This is a genomic window from Pseudomonas luteola NBRC 103146 (assembly GCF_002091675.1).
In the GTDB taxonomy this organism is placed as follows: domain Bacteria; phylum Pseudomonadota; class Gammaproteobacteria; order Pseudomonadales; family Pseudomonadaceae; genus Chryseomonas; species Chryseomonas luteola.
Genome location: NZ_BDAE01000005.1, coordinates 206173 through 222490, shown reverse-complemented (window position 1 = coordinate 222490; position 16318 = coordinate 206173). Strand labels below are relative to the sequence as shown.

Annotated in this window: 13 protein-coding genes; 10 read left to right on the top strand and 3 right to left on the bottom strand. The window is 58.6% G+C overall.

The genetic code is table 11. The features are described 5' to 3' along the window. Positions 1 to 2: 2 nt before the first annotated feature. Positions 3 to 1052: a biotin synthase BioB gene (bioB, locus tag PLU01S_RS09035; protein WP_010796032.1), complete on the bottom strand. Its 1050-nt coding sequence runs from the start codon at positions 1050 to 1052 to the stop codon at positions 3 to 5. A gap of 275 nt (positions 1053 to 1327) precedes the next feature. Here bioB and PLU01S_RS09030 point away from each other — a divergent pair, with 275 nt between their 5' ends. The 8 genes from PLU01S_RS09030 (at position 1328) to PLU01S_RS08995 (ending at position 10129) form a co-directional block, all read left to right on the top strand. Then, positions 1328 to 1621, top strand: coding sequence for a hypothetical protein (locus tag PLU01S_RS09030; RefSeq protein ID WP_010796033.1), 294 nt, complete (start codon positions 1328 to 1330; stop codon positions 1619 to 1621). Between the two features lie 63 nt (positions 1622 to 1684). Further along, a complete protein-coding gene (locus PLU01S_RS09025; protein WP_074826952.1) occupies positions 1685 to 2419 on the top strand; it encodes a ComFC family protein in 735 nt (244 codons plus the stop codon). A gap of 103 nt (positions 2420 to 2522) precedes the next feature. Further along, positions 2523 to 3245, top strand: coding sequence for a TOBE domain-containing protein (locus tag PLU01S_RS09020; protein WP_083397930.1), 723 nt, complete (start codon positions 2523 to 2525; stop codon positions 3243 to 3245). Between the two features lie 14 nt (positions 3246 to 3259). Continuing rightward, positions 3260 to 4009, top strand: a complete 750-nt coding sequence (gene modA / locus PLU01S_RS09015) for a molybdate ABC transporter substrate-binding protein (protein ID WP_074826958.1) — start codon at positions 3260 to 3262, stop codon at positions 4007 to 4009. Continuing rightward, positions 3996 to 4697 (top strand): molybdate ABC transporter permease subunit, encoded by a 702-nt coding sequence (gene modB, locus PLU01S_RS09010; RefSeq protein WP_074826960.1) that lies wholly within the window; start codon positions 3996 to 3998, stop codon positions 4695 to 4697. Before modA ends, modB begins: the two co-directional genes overlap by 14 nt. Positions 4698 to 4959: 262 nt before the next feature. Continuing rightward, complete coding sequence (locus tag PLU01S_RS09005) at positions 4960 to 6912, top strand: PhoX family protein (protein ID WP_074826963.1); 1953 nt, start codon at positions 4960 to 4962, stop codon at positions 6910 to 6912. A 138-nt stretch (positions 6913 to 7050) separates the two neighbouring features. Next, on the top strand, positions 7051 to 8946 hold the full coding sequence (locus PLU01S_RS09000; protein ID WP_074826966.1) for a PhoX family protein: 1896 nt from the start codon (positions 7051 to 7053) through the stop codon (positions 8944 to 8946). Positions 8947 to 9154: 208 nt separating this feature from the next. Further along, positions 9155 to 10129: a serine/threonine protein kinase gene (locus PLU01S_RS08995; protein ID WP_074826968.1), complete on the top strand. Its 975-nt coding sequence runs from the start codon at positions 9155 to 9157 to the stop codon at positions 10127 to 10129. Positions 10130 to 10180: 51 nt separating this feature from the next. Here the strand turns inward: PLU01S_RS08995 and PLU01S_RS08990 are convergent, their stop codons facing one another. Continuing rightward, a complete protein-coding gene (locus PLU01S_RS08990; protein WP_074827259.1) occupies positions 10181 to 12208 on the bottom strand; it encodes a methyl-accepting chemotaxis protein in 2028 nt (675 codons plus the stop codon). Positions 12209 to 12456: 248 nt separating this feature from the next. Between PLU01S_RS08990 and rarD the strand changes: the two genes are divergently transcribed. Beyond that, positions 12457 to 13359 carry an EamA family transporter RarD gene (gene rarD / locus PLU01S_RS08985; protein ID WP_139208828.1) on the top strand — a complete coding sequence of 301 codons (903 nt, stop codon included), beginning with the start codon at positions 12457 to 12459 and terminating at the stop codon, positions 13357 to 13359. Here rarD and PLU01S_RS08980 read toward each other — a convergent pair. After that, complete coding sequence (locus tag PLU01S_RS08980; protein WP_074826976.1) at positions 13332 to 13883, bottom strand: glycine cleavage system transcriptional repressor; 552 nt, start codon at positions 13881 to 13883, stop codon at positions 13332 to 13334. The two genes, rarD and PLU01S_RS08980, sit on opposite strands and share 28 nt — an antisense overlap. A gap of 184 nt (positions 13884 to 14067) precedes the next feature. On the opposite strand from PLU01S_RS08980, the gene PLU01S_RS08975 reads away from it, so the two are divergent. After that, positions 14068 to 16242 (top strand): malate synthase G, encoded by a 2175-nt coding sequence (locus tag PLU01S_RS08975; protein ID WP_074826979.1) that lies wholly within the window; start codon positions 14068 to 14070, stop codon positions 16240 to 16242. Positions 16243 to 16318 lie beyond the last annotated feature (76 nt).

Below are 16318 nucleotides of genomic sequence, written 5' to 3'. Positions count from 1 at the left end.
AATCAGGCAGAAGCAGCGTCGTAGAACAGTGCAGAGTTCTTCTGCTCAATCAGGGCCTGCTCAATCGCGGCCTGATGCACTTCATCATCATGCTCTTCGCGCTCTTCCGGCTTGATGCCCAGACGCTTGAACAGGAGCATGTCCTTCTCAGCCTGCGGGTTAGTGGTCGTCAGCAGTTTCTCGCCGTAGAAGATGGAGTTCGCACCGGCAAAGAAGGCCAGGGATTGCATCTGCTCGTTCATCTGTTCACGACCGGCCGACAACCGCACATGGGATTTGGGCATCATGATCCGAGCAACAGCAAGGGTACGGATGAAGTCGAACGGATCGACGTCCTTCTCCTGCTCCAGCGGGGTGCCCTTCACCTTGACCAGCATATTGATCGGTACGGATTCTGGGTGCTCTGGCAGATTAGCCAGTTGGATTAGCAGGCCGGCACGGTCATCCACGGATTCACCCATGCCCAGAATGCCACCGGAGCAGATCTTCATGCCCGCATCACGCACATAGGACAGCGTTTCCAGACGGTCTGCATAGGTACGCGTCGTGATGATGTTGCCGTAGTATTCCGGCGAGGTGTCCAGGTTGTGGTTGTAGTAGTCCAGCCCAGCTTCAGCCAGGGCCTGGGTCTGCTCGCGGTCGAGCTTGCCCAATGTCATGCAGGTTTCCAGGCCCAGGGCCTTTACACCCTTGACCATCTGCAGCACGTAGGGCATGTCCTTGGCGGACGGATGCTTCCACGCCGCGCCCATGCAGAAGCGGGTCGACCCGATAGCCTTGGCCTCGGCAGCCGCCTTGAGCACCTTCTCCACTTCCATCAGCTTTTCTTTTTCAAGACCCGTGTTGTAGTGGCCGGACTGCGGGCAATATTTACAGTCCTCAGGGCAGGCACCGGTCTTGATGGAAAGTAACGTCGAGACCTGAACGCGGTTGGGGTCGAAATGCTGACGGTGAACCGTCTGTGCCTGGAACAGCAGGTCATTGAACGGCAGTTCAAACAGGGCGCGGACATCGGCAAGGGTCCAGTCGTGACGCGTAGCGGTAGCGCTCATGGCTCAATCCTTCGGTATAAAGAGACGGCTGCTCAGGCAGCACACGAATAATTGCCGTCAACTTTATTCGATACGAAGGTTTACATCTGATCAAAAAATAATCAATAGCCCTATTTATTTAAGGTTTTGATGACTGGCCCCCTTCAATAAGAGAGAGACTACGGCAGAATATGAAACTGTGAGCAGGATCGCTCGCTTGATTGAACCCATCGCTGGTAACGAACCCAACGGCATTTACAGGTTCCAAGCGACAACATGAGGACAAGGAAAGAAACATGCGTACAGAAGGGTTCTTCGACTGGCTTGGCCAAGCCCTTGGTCAGGTCATCCGCTTCATCATCGATTTGTTCAGCACCGTACTCAATGGCATTGGCGATGCCGTCCATGACTTCCTGCAAGGCATGGCTCGCGCCATCGGCATGGATGACTCCTACATCAGCTTCGTGGTACTGATCGTCGGACTGATTCTGCTCTATGCCGCGGTTCGTGCTTTTATGCGCCGCTCCATCATTGGCGGCATCATCTGGCTGGTATTGGGCCTGATGGTCATGAGCTGGCTGATTCGCTGAGCCTCTTGCACGCCAGGGAGCGGCGTGTCTGATCCCAATTGATCGATACTGGCAAGGATGCCTATGAATCGCTTGAATACCCTGCTTGCTTACCGTCCTGTCTGGCTCAAACCTCGCACGAACTGCGGGTTCTGCGGAGCAGGTGTAGAGTCCAGCCTGCCGCTATGCCTTGGCTGCGAGACTGACCTGCCCTGGCTCATGGGGCATTGCCTTCATTGTGCGATTCCGCTGCCTGACAAGGGGCTAATCTGCGGGGCGTGCCTGAAAAGGCCTCCGTCTTTTGATCATGTCGTAGCGCTTTGGCGCTACGGATTCCCCATTGCCAGTGCCATCAATCGATTCAAGCATCAAAAGGAATGGCCGCTGGGGCGACTGATGGCGGATCTGCAGGCTCGCCATTTGATGCATGCCTTTGACGAAGGATTGCCTCGGCCTGACCTTCTGCTTCCTGTCCCGATGGCGCAGAAGCGCCAACGCGAGCGTGGCTACAATCAGGCTGCCATGCTGGCGCGCTGGCTAGGAAAGTCGCTCACGCTGCCTGTAGCAGACGATGTCATTCAACGAGTGCTGGAAACCCCGGCGCAACAAGGCCTCGATGCCGCCCAGCGTCACAAGAACCTGCGCAACGCCTTTGCCCTCACCACTGCCAAGGCCGTACGCGGTCGCTCGATAGCGCTCATCGATGACGTCCTGACCACCGGTGCAACTGCCGAGGCCCTTGCCAGCCTGCTCAAGCGTGCAGGCGCCCTGCGTGTCGATGTGTACTGCTTGGCTCGCACGCCCAGGCCTGGCGACTAAACGCTCTTTTCACCTTGCCATGGGAACGGGCCGGCTCGTACACTGATCTATCGTTATATACTTTTTTATACTCCGACCTATGCTCAGTCACCTGACTCATCACATGACCCGCCGTCCCCAGCGGTTTGCGCTGCTGGAGCAGGTCGCCGCCCAGGGCTCCATTACAAAGGCTGCCAAGGCTGCAGGGCTGAGTTACAAGGCCGCCTGGGATGCCATCGATGAACTCAACAACCTTGCCGGCCAACCCCTCGTCGAGCGCAGTGTCGGTGGCAAAGGCGGAGGCGGCGCACGCCTGACCCAGGAAGGCGCACGGTTGCTGGCCTTGTATCACCGCCTTGAAGCGCTTCGCGAAAAGGTGATCGAAAGCGCTGAACACGTCGAGGACCTGGAGCGACTGGAGCGGTTGATGCTGCAAACCAGCGCGCGGAATCAGCTGCATGGGGAGGTTGTTGCTGTAGAACCCAAAGGGCATAGCGATCTGATCACGATCCGGCTGCCCGGTGGCCTTCAGGTGCTGGCACAAATCACCCGTGAAAGCACCGAGCGATTGGGCCTTGCACCGGGTCGCAGCGTTATCGTGCTGATCAAAGCATCGTGGCTAAGCCTCCATGAACACGCTCCTGTGGATGCGGCCAATGCACTTGAAGGCCGAGTCGACACCGTTACCCCCGCCCCCTCCGGACCTGCCGACATTCGCCTGAGCCTGCCCAATGGGCAAACGCTCTGCGTGCTGCTGCCAGCAGAAGCCGAGTTGTCTCCTGCTCCCGGTCAGACCGTGTTCGCCTGCTTTGAACCCGACCAGGTCTTGCTGGGGGCGCCCCTGTGAAGAAGGAATCCTTGATGAACAAACGGCTTTTGGCTGCCGCGGCGCTTGCCACGCTCTTTACCGGCGCCACTGCTCAAGCAGCTGATCACCTGCGCATTGCTGTGGCGGCCAATCTGCTGCCTGTCATGCAGACCATCGCCAACGACTACGAAAAGCAGACCGGCGCCAAGGTGGAACTGGCTGGCGGCTCCAGTGGTGCATTTTTTGAGCAGATTCAACGTGGCGCACCGTTCGATCTGTTCTACTCGGCAGACGCGATCCGCCCGGACAAACTGGCAGATGCCGGTAAGGGCACCGAAAGCCGGACTTATGCGTGCGGCCAGCTGGCGCTCTGGCAAACCAGCGGCAAGCCCGATATTCACAATCTGCCGTTCAAGCGTGTAGTGCTGGCGAATCCCGATACGGCACCTTATGGCGCCGCAGCCCTGCAGGCGCTGGACCGCAGCGGTGTACTGGAAACCGTCAAGCCGCGCCTGGCGTATGGACAGGACATTGGACAAACCTACAACTTCGTCAAAACCGGCAATTCACCCGCTGGCTTTGTAGCTCTCAGTCAGGTCAAAGCGGGGAATATGCCGCCCGCGCAATACACGATTGTCGATGCCACGCTGTACGATCCTCTGACGCAAAAGCGCGTTATCCTGGCGGAAGGCAAGCAACTCGACGCCGCCAAGCGCTTCGTGGCGTTCTTCGATAACCAGAAAGAGACGTTGCACCAGGCAGGTTATTCTCTTCCAGGCGAGACGGGCTGTGCTGCTCAGTGAAGGAGACTGGCAGGCCCTGGCGCTGACGCTCAAGCTGGCCGTGCTATCTACGGCCCTGCTTCTGCTGATCGGTCTGCCGCTGGCGGCTTGGCGAGTGCGTAAGCAGACCCGCCTGCGCCAGATCCTGGATGCCGTGATCGCACTCCCCCTGGTGCTCCCACCCACCGTGCTGGGCTTTTACCTGCTGGTGGTGTTTGCGCCAGACTCGATGCTGGGCAGCGCCTGGGAAACAGTGTTCGGTCACCCGCTGCCCTTCAGCTTTGCGGGCCTGGTCATGGGGTCCATGATCTACTCGATCCCCTTCGTGGTGCAGCCTCTTACGGTTGCCTTCCGCGAGCTGAATCCACGCCTGTTCGAGGCCGCAGCAACGTTGGGATGCGGCCGTATCGAGCGCTTCTTTCGCGTTACCCTGCCCTTGCTCAAGCGCGGCCTGCTGGTGGCTGCAAGCCTTGCATTCGCCCATACCCTGGGCGAGTTTGGCGTAGTGCTCATGCTGGGCGGTAGTATTCCGGGGCAGACCCAGGTGGTTTCCATCGCCATCTTCCAGCACGTGGAAGCCCTTCATTATGCCGAGGCCCACCGGCTGGCCGGCTTTCTTCTGGTGCTGTCGTTCCTGATCCTGCTGTTCGTCTACGGCAATGGCGATACACGGTCTTATTCGGCCCTGCGCGTCACCAGCCGCCACTAATCGCGGCTGGCGGCCGAATCGCTTCTGACACGAAACGTTCCCGAGCCGACAGGGCAGCATTTGTTACCAAATGTAACCTGCAACACCGCCGTCACAATGCCTCACTACCTTCGCCACGACCGTCCAAACCAGCCACGAAACCTGTTTCGACGACGCGACGTGAGCCGGCAGCCTGATTATTTCAAAACAAGGTCTGCGGGGTTCGTTGTACTCGCTCTCGCCTGGGGTTTTGCGCCTGCCACATCCTGTGAGGAGCGCCTTGATGAGCCTGCAAAACGAACAACACCTGAATAGTGATCTGCTTGATGACGATACCCCTACTGACCTGGAACGCATCGTCAATCTGAAGCGCCGCAGCTTTATTGGTGCCGGTGCGCTATGTGGCGCGGCCTTCTTCCTGGGCGGCAACCTGCTGTCCAACAACGCACTGGCGGGTCCGGTATCCGAAGCGGCTCGCTGGGGCAGCGCTGGACGTCCTTCACGTCCGCTGTTGGGCTTCAAGAACGTGCCAGCTTCAACGGCTGACCAGGTCATTCTGCCGCCCGGCTATGAGTTCCGTACGCTGATCAGCTGGGGCGAGCCGCTGTTTTCCAACGTACCGGACTTCAAGCATGACGGTACGAACACCTCCGAAGACCAGGAGCTGCAGTTCGGGGATAACAACGATGGCATGTGCTTCTTCCCGTTCTACAACAAGTTCGGCCGGATTGACCCTGATCGCGCCCTGATCGCCATTAACAACGAATACACCAACTACGAGTATCTGTTCTCCGATGGCCGTCAACCGTCCTCCCCGGACGATGTACGCAAGGCGCTGGCTGCAGAAGGCGTCTCGGTGATCGAAGTTCGCCGTCGCGCGGGCCGTTGGGTCTTCAAGCGCGACTCCCGTTACAACCGTCGCGTGCATGGCAACGTGATGATGGACATCAAGGGTCCGGCTGCCGGCCATGACCTGCTGCGCACCTCCATCGAGCTGAGCGGCAAACGTGCCCGTGGCACCTTCCAGAACTGCTCCAGCGGGCAGACGCCATGGGGCACTTACCTGACGTGTGAAGAAAACTTCAATGGCTGCTTTGGCAGCACCGACAAGAGCATCAAGCTCAACGCCGCGCAGAAGCGTTACGGCTTGTCGGCCAATAGTGATAACAACTGGTACCCCTATAACGAGCGCTTCGATCTCGCCAAGCATCCGAATGAAGCCAACCACTTTGGCTGGATCGTGGAGATCGACCCGTTCAACCCGGACTCCACACCGGTCAAGCGTACCGCGCTGGGCCGCTTCAAGCATGAAAACGCTGCCGTAACCACGACCCAGGATGGCCGTGTCGTGGTGTACATGGGCGATGACGAGCGTGGCGAGTTCATCTACAAGTTTGTCAGCGACCGTCGTTACAACCCGAACACGCCCCTGGCGAACCGTGACATCCTCGACCACGGTACGCTGTACGTCGCCAAGTTCGACGATGGCGACGGTGATGTGAATCATCCCAAAGGCCGCGGCCAGTGGATCGAGCTGACCTATGGCAAGAACGGGTTGACCAAGGCCAACGGCTTCAACAGCCAGGCCGAAATCCTGATCCATGCTCGTCTGGCAGGCTCGCAAGTTGGCGCTACCCGTATGGACCGCCCGGAATGGATCGCGGTGAGCCCCATCAACGGACAGGTCTTCTGCACCCTGACCAACAACAGCAAGCGTGGCAGCGCCGACATGCCGGTCAACGGGCCGAACCCGCGCGCCAATAACATCTACGGCCAGATCCTGCGTTGGGAAGAGCCAAACCCGGCCGCACTGACCTTTGACTGGGACCTGTTCATCGTGGCGGGCAACCCGGTGGTCCACCCGGAAGATCCGTACGATGGCTCGGAAAACATCAACGCCGACAACATGTTCAACAGCCCCGATGGTCTAGGTTTTGACGAAGCCGGTCGTTTGTGGATTCAGACCGATGGTGAAGACAGCAACGAAGGTGATTATGCCGGCATGGGTAACAACCAGATGCTGTGCGCCGACCCGAACACCGGTGAGATCCGCCGTTTCCTGGTAGGGCCAACTGGGTGTGAGGTCACAGGCCTGTCCTTTGCACCGGACTATCGGACGATGTTCGTCGGCTTCCAGCATCCCACCGGCGGCTTCCCGGACTATCTGCCTAACGGGCGTCCTCGCTCCACCGTCATTGCCATTACTCGTAAGGACGGCGGGATCATTGGGGAATAACATCTCCCCGCATAAAACCGGCAGCTAACCCTGCCGGTTTTTTTATGCCTGTTGATTGATGATCACTGGCACATGCATTGACATGATTTCGTCATACAAGCGCGCTAGCGTCGCGCCATCGCATACAAGGAGTCTGTTATGCATCCTGATACCCCTACCGATCTGGAACGTCTGGCCGGCCTGACCCGTCGCCGCTTCATTGGGGCTGGTGCGCTGTGCGGTGCTGCCCTCTTTCTTGGCGGCCAGCTCATTCCGCGGAGCGTACTGGCACAAAGCGTGTCGCAAGCCACCGGCAGTGCCCTGCTGGGCTTTGAGAGCATTCCGATTTCCACAGCCGATACCGTAATCGTCCCGCCGGGTTATAGGGCGTCGGTACTTATCAGCTGGGGTGAACCACTGTTTTCAGATGTACCGGCTTTCAAGCATGACGGCACCGGCACAGCAGAAGCCCAGGAGCGCCAGTTTGGCGACAACAACGACGGCATGAGCTTTTTCCCGTTCCCGAACGATCCCGACCGGGCGCTCATGGCCATCAATAACGAATACACCAACTATCGCTACCTGCTGGCCCAGGGCAAGGTACCTCAATCGACCGAGGACGTGCACAAGGCCCTGGCCGCTGAGGGGGTCTCGGTTATCGAGGTGCGCCGTATTGACGGACAATGGCATTTTGCACGTGATTCCGAGTTCAACCGTCGTATTCACGGCAACGCGCCGATTCGATTCAGCGGCCCGGCGGCTGGACATGACCTGCTCAAGACCGAAGCCGATTCAAGCGGCACGCATGTACTGGGCACCTTCCAGAACTGTGCGAACGGCAAGACGCCCTGGGGCACTTACCTGACCTGCGAAGAGAATTTTACGGATTGCTTTGGCAGTACTGATGCAACAATCAAATTCGACGCTGCCCAGAAACGTTATGGCGTGACGGTCGAAAGCAAGGGCAACGACTGGCACAAATACAATCCGCGCTTTGACATGGCCAAGAACCCCAACGAGCTGAACCGGCACGGCTGGGTAGTCGAGATCGATCCGTTCGATCCCAAGTCAGAACCCGTCAAGCGCACCGCGCTGGGTCGTTTCAAACATGAGAACGCTGCGCTGGCCCTGACTGCGGACAACCATGTCGTGGTGTACATGGGCGACGACGAACGTGGCGAATTCATCTACAAGTTCATCAGCCGCGATCGCTATGATGCCGCCAATCCCAAGGCCAACCGCGAGCTGTTGGACCACGGCACGCTGTACGTGGCGAAATTTGATGACGGTGACGGCAATCCCGATCATCCCAAGGGACGTGGCCAGTGGATCGAGCTGACCCATGGCAAGAACGGCCTGACCACCGAGAACGGCTTCAACAATCAGGCCGAAGTGCTCATCCATGCCCGCCTGGCCGGAACCCAGGTAGGTGCGACGCGCATGGACCGCCCCGAGTGGATTGCCGTCAGTCCCAAGGATGGTCAGGTGTATTGCACGTTGACCAACAACAGCAAGCGCGGCAGCGAAGGCCAGCCCGTAGGCGGGCCAAACCCTCGCGCCAACAACATCTATGGTCAGATCCTGCGCTGGAGCGAGCACGGCAATGATGCCGCTGCCATGGCCTTTGAGTGGGACCTGTTTGTCATTGCCGGCAATCCTGAGGTGCACAAGGAGACTGCCAACGGCGGCTCGCACAACATCAACGCCCACAATATGTTCAACAGTCCCGACGGCCTCGGGTTTGATGATGCCGGTCGCCTGTGGATCCTGACCGACGGGGATTACAGCAACAAGGGTGATTTCGCTGGCATGGGTAACAACCAGATGCTGTGCGCCGACCCGAATACCGGCGAGATCCGCCGCTTCATGGTGGGACCGATCGGTTGCGAGGTCACCGGCATTACCTTCTCACCGGATCAGCGCAGCCTGTTCGTCAATATCCAGCACCCTGGCGAAGAAGGCGGCTCGACCTTTCCGGAACACCTGCCCGACGGTCGGCCACGTTCCTCCGTCATGGTCATCACTCGCGATGACGGTGGCGTGATCGGCGCCTGATGACAAGGCTCTAATACGCGGGTACGGCCCTTGAGGCAGTATCCGCGTAGCGCCACTCCCTCTGTGACGGGACCTTTTTCCTCTGCACCGTCAGGCGTTCCAGTACGTACGGCATCGCACCTTCGTCACGCCCAGGCATCCAACCTGCTAGCATTCCGATTCAGAACCGGCATATGGCCGCTTCCAGATGCGTTGTAGGAGGATATCCATGTCACACCCGTTCGATACACTCAGCCCTGACGTGGTGATCGACGCCGTGGAAAGCCTCGGCTATCTCAGCGATGCGCGTATCTTGGCGCTTAACAGTTATGAAAACCGGGTCTATCAGGTGGGCATCGAAGACGAACAACCCCTGATTGCCAAGTTCTACCGCCCACAGCGTTGGACGGATGCCGCGATTCGCGAGGAGCACACCTTCTCTTTTGAGCTGGTGGAGCATGAAGTACCTGTCGTGGCGCCCTTGTCGCGTGATGGTGAAACCCTGTTCGAGCACGCCGGCTTTCGCTTTGCCCTGTTTCCCCGCCGCGGCGGCCGGGCGCCCGAGCCTGGTAACCTTGAGCAGCTGTACCGCCTGGGTCAGCTCCTGGGTCGCCTGCATGCCATTGGCGCCAGTCGCCCATTCGAGCACCGCGAGACGCTTGATGTACAGAGCTTTGGCCATGCCTCGCTGGATACGTTGCTAAGCGGCGGTTTCATCCCCAAGAGTTTGCTGCCTGCGTATGAATCGGTGGCGCGTGACCTGATCAAGAAACTGGATGCGCTCTTCAACTCGGTCAACTACACCACCATCCGCGTCCATGGAGACTGCCATCCGGGCAATCTGCTCTACCGTGACGAGACCTTCCACATGGTGGATCTCGACGACTGCCGTATGGCACCGGCGGTACAGGACCTGTGGATGATGCTGGCCGGGGATCGGCAGGAGCGCCTGTCGCAGCTTTCCGAGTTGATGGACGGGTATCAGGAGTTCCATGACTTTGCACCCCGTGAACTGGCGTTGATCGAGGGGCTGCGCTCCCTGCGTCTGTTGCAATACAGCGCCTGGCTGGCCCGCCGCTGGGATGATCCGGCCTTCCCGAAGAGCTTTTCCTTTTTCGGGACCGAGCGCTATTGGGGCGACCAGGTTCTGATGTTGCGTGAGCAACTGTCAGCGCTTGATGAAGAACCGCTGCGGCTGTTTTGATCCCTAAAGACACCAGGGCCGCCACAAACCGGGCGGCCCTGGTGTTCAGCCTTAATGACCGTTACGGGTCAAGCCGATCAGCGTATCGGCGACATCCTTGGTCCGCCGTGAAGTGCTTGCTGTTGCGCTGCTGGAGCCTTCCAGCGCACCCAACAGTTCAGTCAGGGCATTTACATCCTGAGACTGTACTTCGATCTGCTGTGCAACCTGACGGATTTCCTCAGCCAGCTTGTCGATATCCGTGCCGATTTCGCCAGCGTTCTGCTGAGTCTTTTCCGCCAGCTTGCGTACCTCGTCTGCTACTACCGCAAAGCCGCGCCCTTGCTCACCCGCACGAGCAGCCTCGATGGCGGCATTGAGCGCCAGCAGGTTGGTTTGCCCGGCGATCTGCTGAATCATCTGCACGATGGACTGGATCTTCAGACTCGATTGCGCCAAATCATTAGCACTGCGCACCACACTTTCAGCCTGACTAGACAGACTCTTGACGGTGCCACCCGCCTGATCGATCACGCTGCCCTGCTGGTTGATGGTTGAGCTAAGATCATCCATCGATACGTGCAATTCACCGGCATAGTGATTTAACTTCTGAGCAATTTGCTCCTGGTTCTGATCCGCCTGATGCAGCACTGCACCCAAGTCTTCAAGACCACGGAAAACCGGTTTGATGTGGTCATCCAGGCCGTTGCTGTCGATGTAGCTGGCAAAGTTCTTGCGCTTGAACTCATCGATCTGCTTGACCACAACCTGGCTCAAGCCCGCCAGCTTCTTGATCTGCCGACGCAGGAAGAACGCCTTGAATTCACCGTAATGCGCGGTGAAGTTGTCGATGTACTCATCACGGAACGGCGCCCCTTCCGGAGTACGGAAGAAAAATACCGCCGTCAGCGTCTGGTTCAGGTTGAGGCCCAGGATCTCGCCAAAGGTAGAAAAGCCCACCACAGGAATATCATCAAATGCTTCGTTCATGCGGCTCAGATCGTTGCCATTGTTCAGGCGACGCAGAATGCAGTCGTTGAGCAGCCCGCCTACCGGCTTGCCGGACTTGCCTTGCAGGAAGCGCTGAAGGTCTTTACGGGTAGCCTCAAGAATAGGCGTACGCTTGACCATCACCAGCTCTTCGCCTGGTGCTACGTCACAAAAGAGATGAATGCGCTCCTTGTCATAATCGATCTGCGCAATGGAGCGAACAAACAGCTCCTCTCCCACACGAATGGCAAACGAATAATTGGCCAGACGCTTTTCCAGGTCCTTGGGCTCGCAGTTCAGCGATTCGCACAGGGCGGCCACCATCGAGCGGATATTGCCCTTGGAGTCGATCACCTGACTGATGTAGCGCTCTTCCAGCGACGCGGTGAGCACGCTCAGGCTAACTGATGTCGGCTCGAAGTTCTGGCTTTTGAACACACCGAAGCGGGCATTACGGGCGCATTTCAGAAATACGATCTGTACGTGGTTTTCGTAGCTGCGCTTACCGTCATGGATCAAGGTTTTAACGAAGTCGGTCTTGCCACCAGCAGAGCCGCCTACGAACAGGCAGGGAAAACGGCCCGACTCGTAAAGGGCTTCCATGAAGAACGATTCGGATGCCGACAGGCCGTCAAACGTGACGTAAGCCAAGGTATCGCGATGGTCGATAGTCGTATTGACACGCAGCCGCTTAATCGACTCGATCAGCTTGGCGATTCGCTGCTGCATGGACATACGTGGCCCTCGGGCGCGGATATCCTGGCTTTCCAACGGCACATAGACGGTTTCGGCCGAGGCGATGATGCTGGCATCAAACAGCTGCAGCACAACCCGATCCCACTGGTTACCTGTGGCGCAGTAGAGCTGATCGTTCTGGCTGCACAGCTCACCGGAGGTCGTGCACAGGGTAAGGGCGGCGCCAGGGAAACGTTCGGCTACCTGGCGAGCCACCTTGTCCAGATCAACATGGGGCGAAACGAAACCGGCGATATAGGTCGGCTCGAACCGCAGGGTTTTCAGGTGGTTCTGCAACTGCCCGGAAGAGCTCAGTACGCTCATTACGCCGCCGGAATGGGCACTGGCGGGCTTGAGCCGGGAAAACAAGTTCATCATGAAATTTACCTGATAAAAAAGAATGCCAGACGTACGCCCACCCGCAGCGTTGAAGAACAGCACTACCCAGGATGATGGGCCGCCGTCCTCAGCAGCACGAATATGTGTGTATCAGGATGTCGACCCGCCGCAGAAGAACTGAAGGCCCTTTGTCATTGGACAAATCGATCGAGCCCATGGGAAAAGCGGCCTTTTCTTTGCTTGCGAGCTATGATTAGGGGCCTTACGAATACTAGAGACACATCATGTCCACATCCCCGCGCCAGGGTTACGTATTAGGCCTTACCGCCTATGCGCTCTGGGGACTATTTCCGTTGTACTTCAAACTGCTTGCCAGCATTCCTCCCGTCGAGATCCTGATCCAGCGTATCTTCTGGTCGGCTCTGATCGGGGTCTTGCTGCTTCTGATCTGGAAACATCAGGGCTGGTGGCGCGATTTGCGTGCCAATCCCTCCCGGATTGCCCGGTTATGGCTGAGTGGCCTGCTGGTGGGCGGCAACTGGCTGACCTACATCTGGGCGGTCAACAGTAACCATGTAATCGAAGCCAGCCTTGGGTATTACATCAACCCGCTCATCAATGTGCTGTTGGGCATGGTGGTGCTGGGCGAGCGGTTAAGGCCCCTGCAGTGGCTGGCCGTGGGAATGGCTGCCCTAGGCGTTGCCCAGCAGATCTGGACGCTTGGCCAGCTGCCCTGGGTATCCCTGGTGCTGGCCTTCAGCTTTGCTTTTTACGGACTGGTGCGCAAGGGCACCCAGGTGGCTGCCCTACCAGGCATGGTGGTCGAAACCTGGCTGTTGGTCCCGCTGGCTGCGATTGCACTACCCCTGTTGACCCAGCAGGTCAGCCTGGACCCGGCACTCTGGCAGTCACCGATGGCCATCGTACTGATCCTGTCCGGTCCCGTTACGCTGGTTCCCCTGCTCTGCTTCAACGCAGCGGCGCGCAAATTGCCCTATTCGACATTGGGCTTCCTGCAATACCTGGCCCCTACGCTGGTGCTGATACAGGCAGTCTTCCTGTTCCACGAGCCCTTCCCCATGGAGCGGATGGCCGCCTTCCTGTGTATCTGGGCAGGCCTTGCCGTGTTCAGCTTTGACGCCTGGCGCTCCCTGCGTCGTTACGCAGCCCCCTCTGCCCGCACCTGACCGTCGTGGTTGTCACGGTAGACTGCCAGCTCGACCATCAAATCGTCCGCCAGGGTCTCCAGACTCTGGCGGAGCGTATCCAGCTCAAGGGCGGGCGGCAGGGCCAGCAGCGCCGTGGTGTGGAACAACTGTTCGCTGCTCATCGGCGCCGCCCGCACATCGGTACTGAGCCGCTCGACATTGACGCCTAACCGGGTGAGTTGACGGGTAATGTCCCGAACGATCCCGGGACGGTCATTGCCCAGCAGATCCAGCTGGATGAGCTGAGGCTTGGGTGCCTGCTCTACCCGGCTTTCCGCTACCAGCACACGCATGCCCCTTACATCCAACCCTTTCAGCTGGGCAACCAGGGCGTCGCGCTGTTCCGGCGCGACACTGACGCTCAGGATTCCGGCGAACTGACCTGCCATGCGTGACATGCGGCTTTCCAGCCAATTGCCGCCCCGCTCGGCAACACAGTCGGCTAACTGCTCGACCAGACCCGGCTGATCCGGGGCAATGATGGTAAGGACCAGAACATCCACGATAGCGCTCCTTTTGGTTGATCATCTTTCCAGCGTAGAACAGCCAGCCAACCTTGCCGACCCACTTTTCATGAACGGACCTGCCATCGTTTTGCCTGTGGCAGACACTTTTCCAGCGAGGCCTAGTCACATGGCCAGATAGCCACCGAATGTCGGCGCGTCGTGCAGCCAAGCGAGGCGAACAATGAGTAGAAGAAAAACCATCGGCGGCCTGCAGATAGCCACCGCCCTTCACGAGTTCGTAAAGACTCAGGCGATTCCAGGCACAGGCACTGATATCGACCATTTCTGGCGTGGACTTGAAGGGCTGCTGGATGAGTTTGCACCTCGGAACAAGGCCCTTCTGGAGACCCGTAACCAGCTCCAGGTCCGTATCGATCAATGGCATCTGGCGCATGCCGGACAGCCACACGATGCGCACGCCTACCGCACCTTTCTTGAAGAGATCGGCTACCTGCTCCCCGAGCCGGACGAGGTCAGCGTCACGACAGCCAATGTCGACCCGGAAATTGCCCAGCTCGCCGGGCCGCAACTGGTCGTGCCGGTCACGAACGCCCGCTTTGCGCTCAATGCCGCCAACGCACGCTGGGGTTCGCTATACGATGCGCTCTATGGCAGTGACGCGATCCCTGAAGACAGCACGGTTGAAATCTGCGATAGCTATAACCCGCTCCGGGGCGAAAAGGTTGTGGCCTATGCCCGGGGATTCCTCGACGAAGCCGTGCCGCTTGCTGAATACTCCCATGGCAATGTCAGAGGCTACAGTGTCCAGCGTGGCGAACTCATGGCCGAGATTGGCGACAGTCGCTACGTTTGCCTGGCCGAGCCGGACGCCTTTGTCGGCTATCGCGGGCAGGCTTCGCAGCCGGAGGCCATTCTGCTCAGGCACCATGGGCTGCATATCGAAATCCAGATTGACCGCAACAACCCGATCGGCCAAGCCGATGCGGCAGGCGTGAGCGATATTCTGCTCGAATCGGCCCTGACGACCATCATGGACTGCGAAGACTCTGTCGCGGCGGTAGATGCCGAAGACAAGGTACAGGTCTACCGTAACTGGCTGGGCTTGATGAAAGGTGACCTCTCCCAAGACATCACCAAGAACGACAAGGCCTTTACCCGGATCATGAACCCGGATCGGCCCTACATCGCTGCTGACGGCAGCGAGTTAGTCCTGCCGGGCCGTTCACTGCTGTTTGTCCGCAATGTCGGCCTTTTGATGACGACAGACGCCATCCTGGACCGCGACGGCAACGAGGTTCCCGAAGGCATACTGGACGCCGTCTTTACCAGCCTGTGCGCCCTGCACAACCTGAACGGCAACACGTCGCGCCCCAACTCGCGCACGGGCTCGGTGTATATCGTCAAGCCCAAGCTGCACGGCCCGGAAGAGGTAGCCTTTACCGGCGCGCTGTTCGGGCAGGTCGAGGACCTCCTTGGCCTACCGCGCCATACGCTCAAGATCGGTATCATGGACGAAGAGCGGCGGACCAGCGTCAACCTCAAGGCCTGTATTGCTGCGGTGAAGGAACGGATCGTGTTTATCAACACCGGCTTTCTTGATCGCACCGGTGATGAGATCCATACCTCAATGGAGGCCGGCCCTCTCATCCGCAAGGCTCTCATGAAGCGTGCCACCTGGTTCAAGGCTTATGAGGACAACAACGTGGACGTCGGGCTGGCCTGCGGTCTGCGTGGCCGTGCGCAGATTGGCAAGGGCATGTGGGCCATGCCGGACATGATGGCCGCCATGCTCGAACAAAAAATCGCCCACCCCCAGAGCGGAGCCAGTACGGCCTGGGTACCCTCGCCTACGGCCGCTACGCTCCACGCTATCCACTACCATCAGGTCGATGTGGCGGCACGGCAGGTCGAGTTGGCCAAGCGTACGCCGGCCGCACGAGAGGAGTTGTTGAGCATTCCGCTGGTTGATGTCACCGAACTCAACGCTGAAGAGATCCAGGAAGAGCTGGACAGTAATGTCCAGAGCATCCTGGGCTATGTGGTGCGGTGGATTGATCAGGGGATCGGCTGCTCCAAGGTGCCGGACCTCGATGATGTGGGACTCATGGAAGACCGTGCCACACTGCGTATTTCGAGCCAATTGCTTGCGAATTGGTTACATCATGGTGTGATTAATAGGGAACAAACGATCGAAGCTTTCCGTCGCATGGCTCTAGTGGTGGATCAGCAAAATGCAGGCGATCCCCATTACCGCGCCATGGAGCCTGATTTCGATAGCAATATCGCTTTTCGGGCTGCCCTGGACCTCGTTCTGGAGGGAGCGAAGCAGCCCAGCGGCTATACCGAGCCGATCCTCCATCGTAGACGTCGTGAGGCCAAGGCGCGGAGGCAATGAACAGGTCTCGCTGATACGCCTTTGCAGTAGCGGCTGACGGGACCTATGGAACGCATCACCAACTATATAAAAGGCG

Coding starts and splice junctions, on each gene's coding strand:
- PLU01S_RS09000 (WP_074826966.1), top strand. CDS start 7,051: ATGCATCCTGATACCCCTACCGATCTGGAACGTCTGGCCGGCCTGACC.
- rarD (WP_139208828.1), top strand. CDS start 12,457: ATGTCCACATCCCCGCGCCAGGGTTACGTATTAGGCCTTACCGCCTAT.
- PLU01S_RS08975 (WP_074826979.1), top strand. CDS start 14,068: ATGAGTAGAAGAAAAACCATCGGCGGCCTGCAGATAGCCACCGCCCTT.
- bioB (WP_010796032.1), bottom strand. CDS start 1,052: ATGAGCGCTACCGCTACGCGTCACGACTGGACCCTTGCCGATGTCCGC.
- PLU01S_RS08995 (WP_074826968.1), top strand. CDS start 9,155: ATGTCACACCCGTTCGATACACTCAGCCCTGACGTGGTGATCGACGCC.
- PLU01S_RS08990 (WP_074827259.1), bottom strand. CDS start 12,208: ATGAACTTGTTTTCCCGGCTCAAGCCCGCCAGTGCCCATTCCGGCGGC.
- PLU01S_RS09020 (WP_083397930.1), top strand. CDS start 2,523: ATGACCCGCCGTCCCCAGCGGTTTGCGCTGCTGGAGCAGGTCGCCGCC.
- PLU01S_RS09025 (WP_074826952.1), top strand. CDS start 1,685: ATGAATCGCTTGAATACCCTGCTTGCTTACCGTCCTGTCTGGCTCAAA.
- PLU01S_RS09005 (WP_074826963.1), top strand. CDS start 4,960: ATGAGCCTGCAAAACGAACAACACCTGAATAGTGATCTGCTTGATGAC.
- PLU01S_RS09030 (WP_010796033.1), top strand. CDS start 1,328: ATGCGTACAGAAGGGTTCTTCGACTGGCTTGGCCAAGCCCTTGGTCAG.
- modA (WP_074826958.1), top strand. CDS start 3,260: ATGAACAAACGGCTTTTGGCTGCCGCGGCGCTTGCCACGCTCTTTACC.